Here is an 18,099-nt window from a genome sequence, read left to right as displayed (position 1 = left end):
GGGGCCGCGTCAGGCGGCGAGGCGCACGGCGCCGAGCGGCCTGGTGGTGGGCTGTGGTGAGCCGCCGGCCGGTTCCACGGTGATTCCCACGGCGACGGCGTCGGCGGGCGGGCCCTTCAGGACGCGGGAGTCGCTCGCCGTCCCCCCGGTCAGCAGGCCGGCCGGGCGCCGGTCGCCCGCCGCGGCCGCGTACCAGAGCTCGTAGACCCTTCCGCCGGTCAGCGCGGGCAGACCGTGCGCGGCGAAGACGGCCCGTTCCTCGGAGCGGGAGACCACCACGGCGGCGGGGGTGCCGCCGGCCAGCGTGGCCGTGTGGACGACGGCGTCGGACGCGGTGAGGACCTCGGTGATCGCGGTGCCGTCGGCGTGGGTCTGCCGCTCGGCGCGGACCGCCTGGGTGCGCAGCTCGTCGGTCTCGACGTGCTGGTGCACGGCCAGGGCACCGAGGGCCGCGCTCGCCGCGAGACTCGCGGCGAGCGCGAGGCGCACCGTCCGGGGCCCGGGTGCGCGGGAGCGGTGGAGGACGCGGTCCTGACGGGTGCGGGCGACGGTCCGCAGGGTGCGCGCGCGGGCCTGCGCTGCCACCGGGACGCTCCGCGCCCGGTCGCCGAGGCGGGCGGTGGTCTCCAGGAGGCGGGCGGCCTCCCGTCGGCAGGGGTCGCAGCCGGCGAGGTGGTTCTCGAACGCGGCGTCGTCGGCGGGTGACAGCGCGTGCAGCACATAGGCGCCGAGCCCGGCGTGGGGGTCCTCCTCGATGGTCATGTGTCGGCCTCCAGACAGGCGCGCAGCCGCCGCAGCCCCGCCCGCATGCGGGACTTCACCGTGCCTTCGGGGGTGGAGAGGGCCTCGGCGACCTCGAGACAGGTCAGGCCCTGGTAGTAGGCGAGCATCAGCGGCACCCGCTCCTTGCGGGACAGCGAGGTGAGACAGCGGTGCAGCCGGCGGTGCTCGTCGTGGTCCTGGACGATCTCGGCGACCTCGTCGAAGGGGCGCTCCGGTGCGAGGACGCCCGTGCGCTGTTCGCGCTCGGCGCCCGCCCGGGCGGAGCGGACGCGGTCCACCGCCCGCCGGTGGGCCACGGTGAGCACCCAGGCCTTCGCCGTTCCCCGCTCGGGGCGGTAGCGGTCCGCGGTGCGCCAGATCTCGATCATGACCTCCTGGGTCACCTCCTCCGCCTGGGCGACGTCCCGCAGGATCCGGCAGGCCAGTCCCATGACGCTGCCCGCGAGCGCGTCGTAGACGCCGGTGAAGGCGTCCCGGTCGCCGTCGGCCACCCGGGCCAGCAGATCCTCCACCCGGGCGGGCGGGTCGTCACCGTGCGGCAAGTTCTCGCTCCCTCGTGCCTCGTGCCCGCTCCGGACGGCCCGTCCCCGGCCGTGGGCGAAGGCGAGGGTGAGGACCCGCAAGCCCTTCTCCGTCCGTGACCGGGCGGGCGGACGGCGCCAGGACGGCATGCGCGCGCAGGGGATTCGTAGCCGCGCGGCACCCGGATGGCGCGGTGGTGCACACGGAAAGCCGCAGGTTGCCACCCGGGTGGCCGAGCCGGGCGGGGCGTGTCGCCGGGCGGGCGCCCGCGCGCCGGGCCGGCAGCCGCGGGTCGGGCCGGGCCGGCGACCGGCCCGCCGCGAGGGCGCGGGGAGTTTTTCCGCCGTCGCGTCATCCGTGCGGCCGTCGGGTCCGAATCCCTCGCGTCCGGCACAGCGCGACGGGAAAGGTCCTCGTCGCCCGCGGCACGTCCTCGGTGCGGCCGTGGAGCACGGGCGGCCCGGCCTCGTCGGGCGTGCCAGTCGCCGACTCTTCGAGGGAGATGTGTCCGATGACCGCTTTCCTGCGAGTCCGCCGCCTCGTGGCCGGAGCCGCCGCGACGGGCCTGCTGGCCGGGGGCGCCGTACTCGGCATGTCCGGCGCGGCGACCGCCGCCCCCGCTCCCGCGTCCGCCGCGTCCGTGGTGACCACGGACCACGACGGCAACTGCCACTGGGTGAAGGGGCACTGGGAGAAGAAGTGGGTGAAGGGCCACTGGGAGAAGAAGCGGGTCGATCACAAGACCTGGCACCACGGCCACTGGGAGCACCACTACACCTACAAGTGGGTGTACGTGCCCGGTCACTGGGATCAGCAGTGGGTCAAGGGGCACTGGGAGTGCCACCACCGCTGACCGCGGATGTCCGCCGGTGAGGACCGCGCCCGTGGCGTGCGGCCCTCACCCGGGTGTGTGCCCGGCGGACGGCTCAGGCGGGCCTCGGGCGGGTCGCGTAGAACGCGACGGCGGAGGCCGCGGCAACGTTCAGCGAGTCGATCCCGGCGGACATCGGGATGCGCACCCATTCGTCGGCCGCCCGCAGGGCGTACGTGGACAGGCCGTGGCCCTCCGACCCGAGCATGATGGCGCACCGCTCGAAGCGCTCCGGGTGCAGCCGGTCGAGCGGGGTCGCCTTCTCGTCCGGGGTCATGGCGAGGATGTCGTACCCGGCGTCGCGGACGACGTCGAGTCCGGCCGGCCAGGTGTCGAAGCGGGCATAGGGGACCGAGAAGACGGCGCCCATCGACACCTTGATCGCCCGCCGGTAGAGCGGGTCCGCGCAGTCCGGTGACAGCAGGATCGCCCGGATGCCGAGCGCCGCCGCGCTGCGGAAGGCCGCGCCGAGGTTCGCGTGGTCGACGAAGCCCTCGAAGATCGCGACGCGCTGACCCGCGTCGTCCGGCGGGTCGGCGGGGGCGACGCCACGGCGGGCGGCGAGGAGGAGGTCGGCGGCGGCCGGCAGGGGCTTGCGCTGCATCGAGGCGAGCGCGCCGCGATGGACGTGATAGCCGGTCACCCGCTCGGCGAGCTCCGGGGTGACGGCGTAGACCGGCGCCGGGAGCTCGTCGATGACGTCGCGCATGACGTCGACCCACTTGGCGGACAGCAGCATGGAGCGCATCTCGTAGCCGGCGTCCTTGGCCCGGCGGATGACCTTCTCGCCCTCGGCGATGAACAGGCCCTCCGCGGGCTCGCGCTTGCGGCGCAGCTCGACGTCGGTCAGGCCGGTGTAGTCGCGCAGGCGCGGGTCGTCGGGGTCCTCAACGCTGATGAGATCGGCCACAGGGTGATACTGCCTTGTCCTGGGAGTGGTGCCAACGGCTCGGAACGGTTGTGTTACCGGCGGTTACTCGGAGGTGGGCGAGCCGACCGCGACGACCGCGCCGATGACGATCACCGCCGGCGGCCGGACGTCCTGCGTGCGGACCGCCTCGGCGGCCGTCGCGAGGGTGGCGTCGACGCGGCGCTGCGCGGCCGTCGTGCCCTCCTGGACGAGGGCGACCGGGGTGTCGGGGGACTTGCCGTGCGCGACGAGTGTGTCGGCGATCTTCCCGATCTTGTCGACGCCCATGAGGACCACCAGCGTGCCGGTGAGCTTGGCCAGGGAGGCCCAGTCGACCAGGGAACGCTCGTCGTCGGGGGCGACATGGCCGCTGACCACGGTGAACTCGTGGGCGACGCCCCGGTGCGTGACCGGGATGCCGACGGCACCCGGGACGGAGATGGAACTGGAGATGCCGGGCACCACCGTGCAGGCGATGCCCGCCTCGGCGAGGGCCTGGAGCTCCTCCATGCCGCGCCCGAAGACGTACGGGTCGCCACCCTTGAGGCGGACCACCGACTTGCCCTGCTTGGCGTGCTCGATCAGCGCGTTGTTGATGGCCTCCTGGGCCATGTACCGGCCGTAGGGGATCTTCGCCGCGTCGATCACCTCGACGTGCGGCGGGAGTTCGGCGAGCAGGTCGCGCGGGCCGAGCCGGTCGGCGATGACGACGTCGGCCTCGGCGAGGAGACGGCGTCCGCGGACCGTGATCAGGTCCGGGTCACCGGGACCGCCGCCGACCAGCGCCACACCGGGCGTGCGGGTGCGGTGGTGCGGGGCGACGAGCGTGCCGTCGCGCAGGCCCTCGACGACCGCGTCACGGATGGCCGCGGTGTGCCGGGGATCGCGGCCCCGCGCGTCCGTGGTGAGCACGGCGACCGTGACGCCCTCGCTGTGCCCGGTCGCCGGGGTCCAGGCCGTGGCCAGGTCGGCGTCGTCGGAGCGCACGCACCAGACGCGGTGGGCCTCGGCCTCCGCGGAGGCCCGGCCGTTGGCCTCGCGGTCGCTCGTGGCGATGAGGGCGTACCAGGCGTCGGCGAGGTCGCCCTCGGTGTACGGGCGCCTCGTCCAGGTGATCTCACCGGCGTCCGCCATCGCCTCCACCGACGGGGTCGCCGCGGGCGACACCAGGTGGATGTCGGCGCCCGCCGCGATCAGGGCGGGCAGACGGCGCTGGGCGACCTGTCCGCCGCCGAGGACGACGACCCTGCGGCCGGCGAGACGGAGGCCTACGGGATAGGCGGGGTGTTCGGCCATGAGGGTGCGGCTCCTCGTACGGGCGGACAGAGAGCAGGGGAATGGGCGCTGCGGCTCTGGAGCGGCCCTGACGTGCGCATTTTAGAGGTGGGTTCAGCATGCGGCGGGGCCGGGGGCAGCACAAGCGCGTGCCCGCCGGCCCCGGAACGGGCCCTACTTCTCGGTCACGCCCGCCGAGTCGAACGTCGCCACCTCGTGCATGGCGCGGGCCGTGCTCTGCACCAGCGGCAGGGCCAGCAGCGCGCCGGTCCCCTCCCCGAGGCGGAGGTCGAGGTCGACCAGGGGTCGCAGGCCCAGCTTGTTCAGGGCGGCGACGTGCCCCGGTTCGGCGCTGCGGTGCCCCGCGATGCAGGCCGCGAGGACCTCGGGGGCGATGGCGCGGGCGACCAGGGCGGCGGCGCCGGCGCTGACGCCGTCCAGGATCACGGGCGTGCGCAGGGAGGCGCCGCCGAGGAGGAGGCCGACCATCGCCGCGTGCTCGAAGCCGCCGATCGCGGCCAGGACGCCGATGGGGTCGGCCGGGTCCGGCTGGTGGACCTCCAGGGCGCGGCGCACGACCTCGGTCTTGCGGGCGAGGGTCTCGTCGTTGATCCCCGTGCCCCGGCCGGTGACCTCGGCCGGGTCGGCGCCCGTGAAGACCGAGATGAGGGCCGCCGACGCCGTGGTGTTGGCGATGCCCATCTCACCCGTGAGCAGCGCCTTGTTGCCGGCCGCGACCAGGTCGCGGGCGGTCTCGATCCCGACCTCGATGGCCTGCTTGGCCTCCTCGCGGGTCATCGCGGGACCGGTGGTCATGTCGGACGTGCCCGCGCGGATCTTGCGGGGCAGCAGACCCGGGGTGGCGGGGAGGTCGGCGGCGACGCCCACGTCCACCACGCAGACCTCGGCGCCCACCTGGGTGGCGAAGGCGTTGCAGACCGCTCCCCCGCCGAGGAAGTTGGCGACCATCTGGGCCGTCACCTCCTGCGGCCAGGGAGTGACGCCCTGCGCGTGCACGCCGTGGTCACCGGCGAAGATCGCGACGGCCGCGGGCTCCGGGATCGGCGGCGGGCACTGCCGGGAGAGCCCGGAGAGCTGCGCCGAGATGATCTCGAGCATGCCGAGCGCGCCGGCCGGCTTCGTCATCCGCTTCTGCCGCTCCCAGGCCTCGCCGAGCGCCTTGGCGTCGAGCGGCCGGACGCTGGCCACGGTCTCGGCGAGCAGGTCGTGCGGGTCCTCGCCGGGCAGCGCGCGACGGCCGTACGTCTCCTCGTGGACGACCCAGGACAGCGGACGGCGCTTGGCCCAGCCCGCCTGCATCAGCTCGGGCTCGTCCGGGAACTCGTCGACGTAGCCGACGCACAGGTAGGCGACGACTTCGAGGTGCTCGGGCAGGCCCAGCGCGCGGACCATCTCCCGCTCGTCGAAGAAGCTGACCCAGCCGACGCCGAGGCCCTCGGCGCGGGCGGCGAGCCACAGGTTCTCGACCGCGAGCGCGGAGGAGTACGGCGCCATCTGCGGCTGGGTGTGCCGGCCGAGGGTGTGCCGGCCGCCGCGGGTCGGGTCGGCGGTGACGACGATGTTCACCGGGGTGTCGAGGATGGCCTCGATCTTCAGTTCCTTGAACTGCTTCGCCCGGCCCTTGGGCAGCGATTTCGCGTAGGCGTCGCGCTGACGGGTGGCCAGCTCGTGCATCGCGCGCCGGGTGTCGGCGGAGCGGATGACGACGAAGTCCCAGGGCTGCGAGTGGCCGACGGAGGGCGCGGTGTGGGCGGCCTCCAGGACACGCAGCAGCACCTCGTGCGGGATCGGGTCGGCGCGGAAACCGTTGCGGATGTCCCGGCGCTCCCGCATGACCTTGAGCACGGCCTCGCGCTCGGCGTCGTCGTACGCGGGTGCGGCGGGGCCGGTGGACTCCTGCGCTTCTTCCACTGCGGCCGGGCCCTCTTCCTGGTCGGCGGCCCTGGTCTCCAGGTCCTCCGGGCTCTGCGCGACCTCGGGGTCGTGGTCGGCGTCGGTCTGGTGCTCCGTGTCCGGGATCGCCGGGGCGGGAGCGGGGGCGGCCCCGCGGGGAGCGGGGACGGTGACGGCGGGCTGCGCGCCGGGCGTGCCGGCGGTCCGCGGGCCGTCCGCCACCGCGTCGGGGGCCTGCTCCTGCGTGGGGAGCGTGAGGGGGTGCGGCGGGGTGGGAGCCAGGTGCGGGGTGGTGGGCACCGTGCCCTCGACCGGCACGAACCGGTTCAGGGGCTGGTCCGCGACGAGCCGCACCGCGCCGTCCGCCGGCTCGGGCGCGTCGGCCCGGCCGGGCTCGCGCGGCCCGTTCGCCGGGCCGACCCGGTCCGGTCCCGCCGAGGGGGCGGCCATCGCGAGGGGTTCCACTGCGGGGGCGTCGGCGAGCGGCTCGGGGGCGGTGACGGGGAGACCGGTGGACGCGACCGTCACGGGCTGCTGCGGGTGCGCGGGGTCGGACGCCTCCACGGAGGGGGCCAAGGACCCGGCGGCGGCGGCGGACCCGGCCGGTGCCTCGACGGGCGAGACGGCGGTCACCGGTTCCGGGGCGGAGGCCGTCTGCGGCTCCGACACGGGCTCCGGGTCCGGAAGTCCCTGGGGCTGGGGCTGCTGCTGAGGCCCCGCGAGAGGTGCGGCGAGGACGGGTGCCGACTGCTCGGCGGGGACCGCGGTCACGGCCGCGGGTCCGGATCCGGGCACGGCTTCGGGACCGGCCGCGACGGCCGTCTCCGCGACCGGCTCGTCCGGGGTGTGGGACGCGAGGTCCGCTTCCTGGGACACCGGGACGGGAGCCACCTGCCCGGCCTCCGCCACCGACGAGGGCTGCACGTCGGACGGGAGCTGCGCGTCCGACGGGAGCTGCGCGTCCGACTGCGGCGCGGGCACCGGGTGCACGTCCGCAGCCGCCGCCTCGGCCGGCTCCGGAGCGTTGTCCACCGGCGACGCGGACTCGGGCCCGGCCTCGGCCGGCGGCGCGGCGGGCTCTTCGGGGGCGGCCGCGACGGGCGCCACGGCCGCGTCGGCGAGCGCGGGGGCTTCGGCAGCCGTGACGGCCTCGACCAGCGGCGTGGCGGGCGCCTCCGGTTCGGCGGGCGTGTCGGCCGTCCCGGCCGCGGGCGCGGTCACGGCCGCTTCCGTGGCGGGCGTCGCCGGTCCGAGCGCGTCGGGGATCACCGTCGGCGCGGGCGCGGACGCCTCAGCGGCTTCGGGTACGGGAGTCTGCGGGGGTGTGGCCTCGGAGATCCCTGTGGTCTCGGAGGCAGCGCCCGGGTCGGCCACGGGAAGGACACCGACGGCCGGAACCGACTCGTCGGCGGACACCTCGTCGGCCGGGGCCGGGGTCGGGTTCTCGCCGGGGCCGGCGTGGGGCTCCTGTGTCTCCTGGGGTTCCACGGGCGCCTGCGTCGCTGAAGCCTCGTGCTCGGGGCCGGCCTCGGCCGGGCTCGCCTGAGCGGCCCCGGTCACCTCTGCGACGGCCGCCTGTCCGGCGTCCGCCTCGGGAACGCCCACGGGCTCGACGGCCCCGGCGGCCTCGAAGGCCTGCGCCGGTGCTGCCGTCTCCGTCGGATCCGCCGCTTCGGCGTGTGCCACGGCTTCGGCCGGTCTCGCCGGCTCGGCCACGACGGGTTCGGCCGGTCGGCCGTCCGCCGGGGCGGCGGCCTGCTGGTCCTGCGCGGGCGCGGTCTCGGGGCTCGGCGACTCTTCGGGCTCCTCGCCCGCGGGCACGGGGGCCGCGGTGTCCGCGACGGCGGTGACCCCGGGCACGCCGGGCGTCTCGCCGTCACCGGCGGAGGGGACGCCGGGCTGTTCCTGTCCCGGCTGCCCGTCCTCGGCGAACGGAGCCTCCTGCTCGGCCTCCGCCATCATCGCGGCTCCGAGCAGCTCTCCGGGGTCGACGAGCCCGTAACCGGCCACGGGCGCCGTGGTCCGCACGGTCTCGGTGACGGCGTCGGCGGTCTCCGGCGCCGCGGGGGTCTCCTGGGCGGCGGTCGCGGCGATCGCCTCGGTCGCGACCCGGGCCACGACGGCCTGGGCGACGCCGACCGGCTCGGGCCGCTGCGGTGCCGCGGCCGGTGCCGGAACAACCGTTTCGGCAGCCGTCACCCCGTGGGCGACCGGCGCCTGGGCCGTGGCCTGCGCGGCGCCCCAGGGGGACGCGCCCTGCGGGGCCGGCTCGCGCAGCTGGGGGGCGTCGAGGTAGTCCGGGCCTGCGGCCGACGGACCCGGCTGCCGCACCGGCGCGCCGGCCGGACCCCGGTCGGCGAGGGAGCGGACCGGGCTCGCGGAGGCGTCGGGGATCGGCGGACCGAGGTGCAGGGGGCGGCGCGGGGCCGTCTGCGGCACGGACGGGCCGGGCAGCCGGACGCCGCTGAGGTCGACCGAGCCGCTGTCACGGCCGCCGGTCTCGTGCGCACCCGGCTCGTGCACCGTCTCGACCACCGGTTCCGGGGCCGGCGGCGCCACCTCGTTGCCCCACGCGCTCTGGGCACCCGGCAGCAGCAACAGGTCTTCGTCCTCGGCGGTGGTCTCGGAGAGGTAGGTGTACGCACCGTGCGCGGGGGCGCCCGGCTGTTCCACCATGCCTGCGTTCTCCGGCAGTCCCTCGCCCGGAACCTGGCCGGTGTCGGTCATGCGTACCCCTCGCCCATCGGTTAGTGCCTTCTACGACCAGCTCACCCGGAACGGCGCACCGACCGCCCCCAGTGAAGAACGAGCGTCCCTGCCCAGCGGCACGAACGACCCGCCCGAAAAAGCGACAAAGCCATTCAGTGGCATTGTCCCGGTCGTGGTCGCGTCGCGACAGCATGATCCGCGACGCTCCGCTGTGGACTGCGCCACGTTGCGCACCCTCCGGTTCTGCCGTACCACACCCACCCCAAAAGGGATGCGTTTTCCGGACATTGACCGACGAAAAGCCGGGCGAACGGAAGCGGTACGACGATCGGCCAGCCTACCGCGCGCGGTACGACAACAGGATCACGGTCCCCCGTCCGTCACCCGGCCGCGGACTCAGCGGGGAGACGCGCTCCGCACGATTTCTCCGGTCAGGAGGAAGGCGACCGTGCGCTCCCGCTCCGTCCAGGCCCGCGTGTCGAGTTCGACGGACTGGACGAGGGCGCACTCGACGCGGTACCCGTGCTCGGACAGGTCCCGGCCGACGAGTTCGGCGGCGTCGCGGGTCGCGGCGTGCGTCACGATGCGCTGGGGACGGCGGTCGGCGACCGCGGAGATCACGGCCGCTCCCCCGCCGCCCACCCGGACGACGTCCGGTTCGGGCAGGTTCTCCAGGACGTGCGGGGCGGTGCCGTGGACGATCTGGAGCTGGACGCCGTACCGGCGCGCCGAGGCGTCGGTGCGGGCGCACGCCTCGATGTCGCGGTCGACGGCGATGACGGCGGCGCCCGCACGCGCGGCCTCGGTCGCGAAGGCACCGCTCGCGCAGCCGATGTCCCAGACGAGGTCGCCGACGCGCGGGCCGAGCCGGGCGAGTTGGGCGGCGCGCAGCAGCGGAGCCTCGCCCTCGCCGAGTTCGCCGTCGTACGCCCCGGCGGGCAGCGCCCAGCCGCGCGGGCCGGTGCCCGGGTCGCGGCCGGCGATCCAGCCGCCGTCCGCGGCGGCGGCGGGCCCGGTGGAACCGCCGATGACGATGACGACGTTGGGGTCGCGCCAGGTGTGGTCGGCGGCCTTGTCGGAGGTGACGACGCTGACCTGTTCGCGGGTGGTGCCGAGTTCCTCGCAGACGACGAACGTGCGGTGCACGCCCTCCATGAGCAGGCCGAGTTCGGCGGGGCCGGCGCCCGGGGAGGTGAGGACGGCGACCTTGGTGTGGGCGCGGCACACGTTCACCGCGCGGCGCAGGGTACGCCGGTGTGCGACGACCACTTGGGCGTCGTCCCAGGGCATGCCGGCGCGGGCGAAGGCGGCGGCGACGGCGGAGACGGCCGGGACGACCTCGACCTCCAGGCCGAACTCGGGTGCGCGCAGGGTGCGGACGACGCCGAAGAAGGCGGGGTCGCCGTCGGCGATGACGACCGCGGTGCCGCGGTGGCCGGCGATGCGGCGGGCGGCGAGGGAGACACTGCCGAGCCGGACGCGTTCCGCCGCGGGCGGCACCTCGGGCAGCGTCAGATGGTGGGGGGCGCCGGCCACCAGGGTGGCGGCTCCCAGGGCCGAGCGGGCCGCTGCGGTCAGCGGCGAACCGTCCCAGCCGATCACCGTGACGCGGTCGGCCATCGTCGTCAGTCTCCCCCGGGGTTCACGCAGGCAGCGGGCTCCGTGAGGGTACCTGGTCGGCGGGTCACGGCAACGGTGGTGGCACCGGTCCCGAGGTCAGTTCCAGTCGGTGTACGAGGTGAAGCCGCCGCTCTCCGCGAAGGGGCCGCCCGCGCCTTCCAGGTCCTCCGGGAGGAGGCTCCACACGATGTAGTCGGTGCGCACGTCGGTCCAGGTGCCGTCCTCGGTACGGGCGCGGGCTATGCAGGCGCCGCGCAGCACCCCCTCGCTGATACAGCCGATCTTCTGCGCGACCTGCTGGGAGGCGGTGTTGTCGGCGGCCGTGCGCAGTTCGACGCGCTCGAAGCCCTGGTGGTCGAAGAGCCACTGGGCGGTGGCCAGCGCCGCCTCGGAGGCGTAGCCCTCACCGCGCGCCCACGGGGCGACGATGTACGACAGCTCGGTGGACCGCACGTGCCAGTCGGTCGTGGCGAGCCGGACGACGCCGACCAGCCGCTGGGTGAGGAACTCGGTGACGGCGAGGTCGAGACCGCGGCCCGCGGCCCGTTCGGCGGGCGCCTGCTCGGTGATCCAGCGGCGGGCGGCCGCCTGGTCGTAGGGCTGGGGGACGGAGGTCCAGGCCGCGACCTGTTCGTCGTTCATCATGTCGGCCAAGGCCGGCACGTCGTCCTCGTCGAAGGGACGCAGCACCAACCGCTCCGTGCTGATGGAGATGGTGGGGAAGGTGCTCGTCATGCGCCGCTCCGTAACCTTCGGGACCTCGGGGTGTGACCTGCCGACCCGTCAGGGCCCGCTGAACTGCCCAGCATGCAGCATGGGGGCCGGGAACCACACCACGGGGTCCGCACCGGGTGACGGTGCGGACCCCGCGCGTGAGCGCCGGTCACCCGGCCGGTCCGGCCGTTCAGAACGAGGCGATGACGGAACCGTCGTAGGTGTCCTCGATGAACTTCTTGACCTCGGCGGAGGTGAGGAGCTTCGCGAGCTTCTTCACCCGCGGGTCGTCCTCGTTGCCGTCCTTCACCGCGAGGAAGTTCCCGTAGGGGTTGTCCGTGGCGGACTCCAGGACCAGGGCGTCCGACGCGGGCTTCAGGTCGGCCTCGATGGCGTAGTTGCCGTTGATGACGGCGGCGTCCACGTCGTCCAGGGAGCGCGGGGTCTGGGCCGCCTCCAGCTCCTTGAACTTGAGCTTCTTCGGGTTGGCGGTGATGTCCGCGGGCGTCGCGTCGTTGCCCACGCCGTCCTTGAGCGTGATGAGCTTGTTCGCGGCGAGCAGCTTGAGGGCGCGGGCCTCGTTGACGCTGTCGTTCGGCACGGCGACCGTCGCGCCGCTCTTGAGGGCGTCGGCGCTCTTGACCTTGTGGGAGTACAGGCCGAGCGGTTCCAGGTGGACCGTGACGACGGGCACGATGTGGGTGCCGTTCTTCTTGTTGAAGTCGTCGAGGTACGGCTGGTTCTGGAAGTAGTTGGCGTCGACCGAACCGTCCTCCGTCGCCGTGTTCGGCGTGACGTAGTCGGTGAACTCCTTGACCTCCAGGTCGAGTCCCGCCTTCTTCGCCAGCTTGTCCTTGACGAAGTTCAGGATCTCGGCGTGCGGGGTCGGGCTCGCGGCGACGACCAGCGGGCCGCTCGTGTCGGAGGCGGAGTCCTTGTCCGAACCGCAGGCGGTGAGCCCCAGGGTGAGGGTGCCGACGGCGAGGACTGCGGTGGTGAGCTTTGCGGTGTTACGCACGAAAAGTGCCTTTCCTGAGGGTGTAGCGGCCCGCGTGGGGTGTGCGGGAGTCTGTGGGAGTGCCCCGTCCGGGGCTCAGGCGACCTTGCCGACGTCGGCGGCCGCGGGCTCCTTGGCCTTCAGCAGGCGGAGCCTGGGCGCGGGGCCCGAGCGGCCGCCGCGGCGGTGCAGGGAGCGTGCCGCGAAGTCGCCGGCGAACTGGATGAGCGAGATGACGACGGCGAGGATCGCCACCGTGACCCACATCAGCTCGGTCTCGAAACGCTGGTAGCCGTAGCGGATGGCGATGTCGCCGAGACCGCCGGCGCCGACCGTGCCGGCCATCGCCGAGTAGCCGATGAGCGCGACGATCGTGGTCGTGGTGCTCGCGATGAGCGAGGGCAGCGACTCCGGCACCAGGACCTTGCGCACGATGGTCCAGGTGTTGCCGCCCATCGCCTGCACGGCCTCGACGAGTCCGCCGTCCACCTCGCGGACGGCCGTCTCGACCAGGCGGGCGAAGAACGGGACGGCCCCGACGGCGAGCGGCACGATCGCGGCCTCACGGCCGATGGTGGTCCCGGTGATCGTGCGCGTGAAGTTCATCAGCGCGACCATGAGAATGATGAACGGCAGCGAGCGGGCCACGTTCACCACCTGTCCGAGCACCCGGTTGGCCACCAGGTTCTGCAACAGGCCGCCGCGGTCGGTGAGGACCAGCAGGACGCCGAGCGGAAGGCCGCCGACGACGGCGATGAGCGTGGACCAGCCGACCATGTAGAGGGTGTCCCAACACGCCTGGGACAGCAGGGGCTGCATCTCGGACCAGGTCACTCGGCACCTTCCTTCAGCAGGACGGCGGCACGGTCCGCGTCGTCCACGACGTCGATCTGGAGCCCCTGTTCGCGCAGGAAGCCGATCGGCACCACGTTGTCCTCGTAGCGGCCGGGCAGTTCGATGCGCATGCGGCCCACCTGGAGTCCGCCGACGGTGTCGATGGCGGCGCCGAGGATCGAGATGTCGATGTTGTAGGTGCGCGACAGCCGGGAGATGACGGGGCGGGTCGCGGCCTCGCCGTGGAAGGTGACGTCGACGACGGTGCGGTCCTCGCCGGTGGCCTCGCCGCCGACCGGGAAGAGCGCGTCGGCCAGCTCGGAGCCGGGGGTCGCGAGCAGTTCGCTCACCGTGCCGGACTCGACGACCCGGCCGTTCTCCATCAGTGCGGCGGAGTCGCAGATCGACTTCACCACGTCCATCTCGTGGGTGATGAGCAGGACGGTCAGGCCGAGCTGCCGGTTGAGGTCGCGCAGCAGCTGGAGGATGGAACGGGTGGTCTCCGGGTCGAGGGCGCTGGTCGCCTCGTCGGAGAGCAGCACCTTGGGGTCGCCGGCGAGTGCCCGGGCGATGCCGACGCGCTGCTTCTGGCCGCCGGAGAGCTGGGCCGGGAAGGCCTTCGCCTTGTCGGCGAGTCCGACCAGGTCGAGCAGCTCCAGCGCCTTGCGGGAACGTTCCTTCCCCGAGACGCCGAGGATCTCCAGGGGCAGTTCGACGTTGTCCCGCACGGTCCGGCCGGACAGCAGGTTGAAGTGCTGGAAGACCATGCCGATACGGCTGCGCGCCTGCCGCAGCTCCTTGCCGGCGCGCGGTCCGCGCCCGGCGAGCGCGGTGAGGTCCTGTCCGGCGACGGTGACCGTGCCGGCGGTGGGGCGCTCCAGGAGGTTGATGCAGCGGATGAGCGAGGACTTGCCGGCGCCGGACTGGCCGATGACGCCGTACACCTCGCCTTCGCGGACGTGCAGGTCGACGCCGTCGAGGGCGGTGACCTCACGGCCGCGTGAGCGGTAGACCTTGGTGAGGCCCGTGGTGGTGATCACGTGGGATTCCGTCACTGTCGAGTGCGCGGGCGTGGGTGGGCCCGGGCGCACGGGTGCAGGCTGTCAGGACGCGACACGGCTCTCGCTGTGGCGGGGAACCGGGAGAAACATGTGCGCGGGGCGCGGCGTGCGTCACGTACGGCGGGCGTGCGGCGTACGGACGTGCCACGGCGTCTCGCTTCGGGGCGCGAGCTCGGGGGTGGTGCGGGGGCCCTCTAGAAGGCGCACATTCGACACATACAGCGAGCACCGGGCGTCATGGTCGCCTCGGTCGCAAGGGTGCGGCTGCTCGTCGTGGTCATGAGCATCAGTAAAGCAGAAGTACGGTCCTGACCAAGACCCCGCTGTCCGCATGCCGGACACCCGTGGACGCGACCCCGGACCGCGCCGGGACCGTGCGGGCACCGCCGCTCCCCCGCTCCTGACCAGCCCCCGCACGGCGGACGACGTCCGCGCGCGCCGGCCCCGCCGCGCCGCCGCACCCGACCGCCTGTGGCCAACGCCACGACCACGGACAGCGCACCCCGCGCGGCGGGCGCACACCCTCGCGCGGCCGGTCGGCGCTCCGCCGGGGCTCCGTCCGGGCTCCGCCCGCGCTCCACTCGTACCCGGCCCCGGTGCGCGAACCTTCGTACGGGCCCCCGCGAAGGCGGTCCACCGCCCCGTAATAAGGTCGCTGCATGCTTGATGCCCTGACGCTGGTGACCGGCGTCGCCGCGTTGCTGCTGGCCGCCTGGTGCGGCTGGGCCGCCTACCGCGACCAGCCGACGAAGGACTGGCACTTCATCGGGATGGCCGTGGTCTTCCTGCTGACCCTGATCCAGCTGGTGGTCGGGATCGTGCAGCTGACGCGGGGCGAGAAGCCGGAGCAGGGCACGACGATCTTCGTGGCCTATCTGCTGGGGGCGTTCGCGTGCATCCCCGCGGCGGGGATCATGTCGCTGTCCGAGCGGTCCCGCTGGGGTTCGGTGACGGCCGCCGCGGGCGGTGTGGTGCTCGCCGTGCTCGAAGTCCGTCTCTTCGACATCTGGGGAAGCTGAGATGACATCGGTGGAGGGCAAGCCGGACCGGCTCATCAGCGGGCCCGGGATCCTGCTGGTGTGGTTCTACGGCGTGATGGTGGTCGGGGCCGTGTCGCGGTCGGCGTACCAGATCGCGACCGAGTTCGACCGGGCGCCGCTGGCGTACACGCTGTCGGCGGTGGCGGGCGTGGTGTACGGCTTCATCACGTACTCGCTGGTGCGGGGCGGCGAGAAGGCCCGCAGGGCGGCGCAGGTGTGCTGCGCCGCCGAACTGGCGGGCGTGCTCGTCGTGGGCACCTGGACCCTGGTGGAGCCGTCGGCCTTCCCTGACTCCACGGTGTGGTCGCAGTACGGCATGGGCTACGTGTTCATCCCGGTGCTGCTGCCGCTGTCGGCCCTGTACTGGCTGCGCAGGTCCCGCACGGCGACGGCCTAGGGGCCGGGGCGCCGACGGGGGGCGTCACGCGGTGGCCGCGTACTCCCCGGCCGGCTTCTCCAGGACGATCATGGGCACGCCGTCCGCGCCCTGGGAGGTGCCGACCGTCTCGTAGCCGACGCGGCGGTAGAGGCGGAGGTTGCCCTCGCTGCGGTGGCCGGTGAACAGGCGGAACTTCTTGGCGCCGCGCTCCTCGGCCAGCGCCGCCTCGGCGGCGCGCAGCAGCCGCGCTCCGATGCCGTGACCTTGCAGGCGCGGGTGGACACAGAGCTTGCCGATGGCGGCGGCGCCGTCCTCGGTGAGGTTGCCCCGTACCGAGCCGACCACCTCGTCGCCGAGCCGGGCCACGTAGACGCAGTCCGTCGCGAGTTCCTGCCGGACCGAGTCGAGGCTCTGGACGAGCGGGGCGATGCGGTAGTTGGCGTACAGCGCGGCTTCACTCTGGAAGCACAGGTACTGCAATCTGAAGATCTGCTCGGCATCCTGCTCGGTCGCCACCGAGATGGTCACGCTCATGCCCATGTGCGCACGCCTCCCGCTCACCTGATCGCCTGTGGTCCCTCACTCCTATCCCCGCACTTCGCGGGCCGCAACCTCCGGGGCCAGCAAACGCCGCAGACATCCCAGACATCTGGAACGTTCCGGTCCGAGACTGCCCTGTGAGATACCCAACTCGCCCGCGATCTCGCGGTAGGTGAGGTCCCTCGGCGAGAGGAGCGCCTGGAGCAGACCGGAGCAGCGGCCGGGCAGCCGGTGCACCGCCTCGCGCAGGGCCCGGTGCCGGGCGGCGGCGAGGGCGAGTTGCTCGGGGCCGCGGTCGGTGTCGTCGGCGGGGTCGCCGTCGTAGGGCCGCTCACGGCGGGTCGTACGGCGGGTGCGGCGGGCCTCGGCGCGCACGGCCCTGCGCAGCCACGCGGGCGGGTCGGAGGGCGGTCCGTCGCCGGCGAGCCGCTCCAGCAGACGGAGCCAGACCGCCTGTTCCAGGTCGCCGGGTTCGGTACCGGTGGCGTGGGCCTCGGCCGAGGCCTCCGCGGCGAGGAGCGGGCGCAGGGTGGTGAGCAGGTCGTGCGTCATGTGCCGGACGATGCGGCCGCCCGGGCCGGCGGTTGCACGGGCGGCCGACTGTCACTCCAACGGGGACTCAGCCGTTGACGAAGTCCGCGCGGGCCAGCAGTCCGGTGTCCGGGTTGTCCGTGAACACACCGTCGATACCGGTCGCGAAGTAGGTGCGGAACGCGCCGAAGGAGTCGCCGTAGGCGTCCGCGTCCGTCCCCTTGCGGAAGTTCGCGGGCAGGAAGGGGTTCTCGTTGCGCATGGTGTACGGGTGCAGGATGAGACCGACCGCGTGGGCGTCCTTCACCAGGGTGGTCGGGGTGGTGAGGTTGCCCGCCGCGTCCTTGGGGATCACCAGGTCGAGGGTGGGGCCGATGCCCTGGGCGTAGCCCGCGATCTCCCGGAGGCCGGCCCGCGTGATCAGGTCGGCGACGGTGCGCGGGTCGCCCGCCTCGACGAAGTCCCAGGGGCGCGTGGCCGCGCCGGACAGCAGTACGACGAGGGGGTTGTCGACGAGCTTGTTCAGGCGCTGGATGCTGCTCGGCTCGAAGGACTGAAGGACGACCGGCGAGTTCTTCCGGTCCTTGCCGTGCTTGTGCAGCAGCTTGGCGACCCGTTCCTCCAGGCCCAGGCCCAGCTTGCGGAAGTACGTGGGGTGCTTGGTCTCGGGGTAGATCCAGACCTGCTTGCCGCGCTTGCGGGTCTGCTCGTCCTGCCACTTCAGGACTTCCTCGAAGGTGGGGATCTCCCAGCGGCCGTCGTAGAGCGTGTTGTGCGGGCGGTTGGCCGGGATGCGCTCGACGGCGCGCAGGGTCTTCAGCTCGGCGAGGGTGAAGTCCTCGGTGAACCAACCGGTCGTGGAGACGCCGTCGAGCACCTTCGTGGTCCGGCGGCCCGCGAACTCCGGACGGGAGGCGACGTCCGTCGTGCCGCCTATCTCCGGCTCGTGACGGCAGACCAGGTGGCCGTCCCGGGTGGGGACGAGGTCCCCCGCCTCGACGATGTCGGCGCCGAGGTCGAGGGCGAGCTGGTACGAGCCGAGGGTGTGCTCCGGACGGTAGCCGCTGGCCCCGCGGTGGCCGATGATCGTCGGCACCGGCAGACTCCCGAGGCCCTTGCCGGAACGGGACCGCTCGGCGGCGTTCGCCGTGCCCGCCAGTCCGAGGACCGACCCGGTGGCACCGAGCACGGCGGCGCCGAGGAGCGCCCGCCGTCCGGTGCCGCCCGCGCCCGTCTGCTGGTTCGACTCCTGCGTGCCCTGCGTTCCCATGTGGGGCCTCCTGCCGTCGGCTCGTCCGTGCGCGCCGATCGTAGGGGCGTGGACATGACCGTCGGGAGACCTCGGCGCCAACACGCGGGGGACGCCGGATGGCTTGTACCGTACGCACATGTGACGGGT

General features: G+C 73.8%; 16 protein-coding genes. 3 read left to right on the top strand and 13 right to left on the bottom strand.

From position 1 onward, the window contains the following. Positions 1 to 9: 9 nt before the first annotated feature. Both Saso_RS05725 and sigK read right to left on the bottom strand, forming a co-directional pair. Positions 10 to 762: an anti-sigma factor gene (locus tag Saso_RS05725; RefSeq protein ID WP_189926264.1), complete on the bottom strand. Its 753-nt coding sequence runs from the start codon at positions 760 to 762 to the stop codon at positions 10 to 12. Next, positions 759 to 1,325 carry an ECF RNA polymerase sigma factor SigK gene (gene sigK, locus Saso_RS05720; protein ID WP_229901465.1) on the bottom strand — a complete coding sequence of 189 codons (567 nt, stop codon included), beginning with the start codon at positions 1,323 to 1,325 and terminating at the stop codon, positions 759 to 761. The genes Saso_RS05725 and sigK overlap by 4 nt, the downstream gene beginning before the upstream one ends. Positions 1,326 to 1,816: 491 nt before the next feature. On the opposite strand from sigK, the gene Saso_RS05715 reads away from it, so the two are divergent. Beyond that, the gene (locus tag Saso_RS05715) at positions 1,817 to 2,158 is read left to right on the top strand and encodes a hypothetical protein (protein WP_189926267.1); all 342 of its coding nucleotides are present in this window, start codon (positions 1,817 to 1,819) and stop codon (positions 2,156 to 2,158) included. Positions 2,159 to 2,231: 73 nt separating this feature from the next. Here the strand turns inward: Saso_RS05715 and Saso_RS05710 are convergent, their stop codons facing one another. The 8 genes from Saso_RS05710 to Saso_RS05675 form a co-directional block, all read right to left on the bottom strand. Beyond that, on the bottom strand, positions 2,232 to 3,086 hold the full coding sequence (locus Saso_RS05710) for a TrmH family RNA methyltransferase (RefSeq protein WP_189926269.1): 855 nt from the start codon (positions 3,084 to 3,086) through the stop codon (positions 2,232 to 2,234). A 63-nt stretch (positions 3,087 to 3,149) separates the two neighbouring features. Further along, complete coding sequence (cobA, locus tag Saso_RS05705) at positions 3,150 to 4,382, bottom strand: uroporphyrinogen-III C-methyltransferase (protein ID WP_189926270.1); 1,233 nt, start codon at positions 4,380 to 4,382, stop codon at positions 3,150 to 3,152. A 153-nt stretch (positions 4,383 to 4,535) separates the two neighbouring features. Further along, on the bottom strand, positions 4,536 to 9,002 hold the full coding sequence (gene cobT, locus Saso_RS05700) for a nicotinate-nucleotide--dimethylbenzimidazole phosphoribosyltransferase (protein WP_189926272.1): 4,467 nt from the start codon (positions 9,000 to 9,002) through the stop codon (positions 4,536 to 4,538). A gap of 378 nt (positions 9,003 to 9,380) precedes the next feature. After that, the gene (gene cbiE, locus Saso_RS05695; protein ID WP_189926275.1) at positions 9,381 to 10,604 is read right to left on the bottom strand and encodes a precorrin-6y C5,15-methyltransferase (decarboxylating) subunit CbiE; all 1,224 of its coding nucleotides are present in this window, start codon (positions 10,602 to 10,604) and stop codon (positions 9,381 to 9,383) included. A gap of 96 nt (positions 10,605 to 10,700) precedes the next feature. Further along, positions 10,701 to 11,339 (bottom strand): GNAT family N-acetyltransferase, encoded by a 639-nt coding sequence (locus tag Saso_RS05690; protein ID WP_189926277.1) that lies wholly within the window; start codon positions 11,337 to 11,339, stop codon positions 10,701 to 10,703. A gap of 169 nt (positions 11,340 to 11,508) precedes the next feature. Beyond that, entirely contained in the window at positions 11,509 to 12,336 is an 828-nt protein-coding gene (locus tag Saso_RS05685; RefSeq protein ID WP_189926279.1) for a MetQ/NlpA family ABC transporter substrate-binding protein, read from the bottom strand. Positions 12,337 to 12,411: 75 nt separating this feature from the next. Further along, positions 12,412 to 13,149 carry a methionine ABC transporter permease gene (locus Saso_RS05680; RefSeq protein ID WP_189926281.1) on the bottom strand — a complete coding sequence of 246 codons (738 nt, stop codon included), beginning with the start codon at positions 13,147 to 13,149 and terminating at the stop codon, positions 12,412 to 12,414. After that, entirely contained in the window at positions 13,146 to 14,189 is a 1,044-nt protein-coding gene (locus Saso_RS05675) for a methionine ABC transporter ATP-binding protein (RefSeq protein WP_189926283.1), read from the bottom strand. Before Saso_RS05675 ends, Saso_RS05680 begins: the two co-directional genes overlap by 4 nt. A gap of 680 nt (positions 14,190 to 14,869) precedes the next feature. Between Saso_RS05675 and Saso_RS05670 the strand changes: the two genes are divergently transcribed. Continuing rightward, complete coding sequence (locus Saso_RS05670; protein WP_189926285.1) at positions 14,870 to 15,229, top strand: hypothetical protein; 360 nt, start codon at positions 14,870 to 14,872, stop codon at positions 15,227 to 15,229. Position 15,230: 1 nt separating this feature from the next. After that, positions 15,231 to 15,647 (top strand): hypothetical protein, encoded by a 417-nt coding sequence (locus Saso_RS05665; protein ID WP_189926286.1) that lies wholly within the window; start codon positions 15,231 to 15,233, stop codon positions 15,645 to 15,647. A 24-nt stretch (positions 15,648 to 15,671) separates the two neighbouring features. Here Saso_RS05665 and Saso_RS05660 read toward each other — a convergent pair whose 3' ends face one another. The 3 genes from Saso_RS05660 to Saso_RS05650 all read right to left on the bottom strand — a co-directional run bounded on the left by Saso_RS05660 (position 15,672) and on the right by Saso_RS05650 (position 17,970). Beyond that, positions 15,672 to 16,169, bottom strand: coding sequence for a GNAT family N-acetyltransferase (locus tag Saso_RS05660; protein ID WP_189926288.1), 498 nt, complete (start codon positions 16,167 to 16,169; stop codon positions 15,672 to 15,674). 45 nt (positions 16,170 to 16,214) lie between these two features. After that, on the bottom strand, positions 16,215 to 16,721 hold the full coding sequence (locus tag Saso_RS05655) for a sigma-70 family RNA polymerase sigma factor (protein WP_189926290.1): 507 nt from the start codon (positions 16,719 to 16,721) through the stop codon (positions 16,215 to 16,217). A 67-nt stretch (positions 16,722 to 16,788) separates the two neighbouring features. After that, a complete protein-coding gene (locus tag Saso_RS05650) occupies positions 16,789 to 17,970 on the bottom strand; it encodes a glycerophosphodiester phosphodiesterase (protein WP_189926292.1) in 1,182 nt (393 codons plus the stop codon). Between the last annotated feature and the right edge of the window lie 129 nt (positions 17,971 to 18,099).

Origin of the sequence: Streptomyces asoensis (assembly GCF_016860545.1) — a bacterium.
GTDB lineage: Bacteria > Actinomycetota > Actinomycetes > Streptomycetales > Streptomycetaceae > Streptomyces > Streptomyces asoensis.
This window is presented reverse-complemented; position numbering and strand designations above follow the sequence as displayed.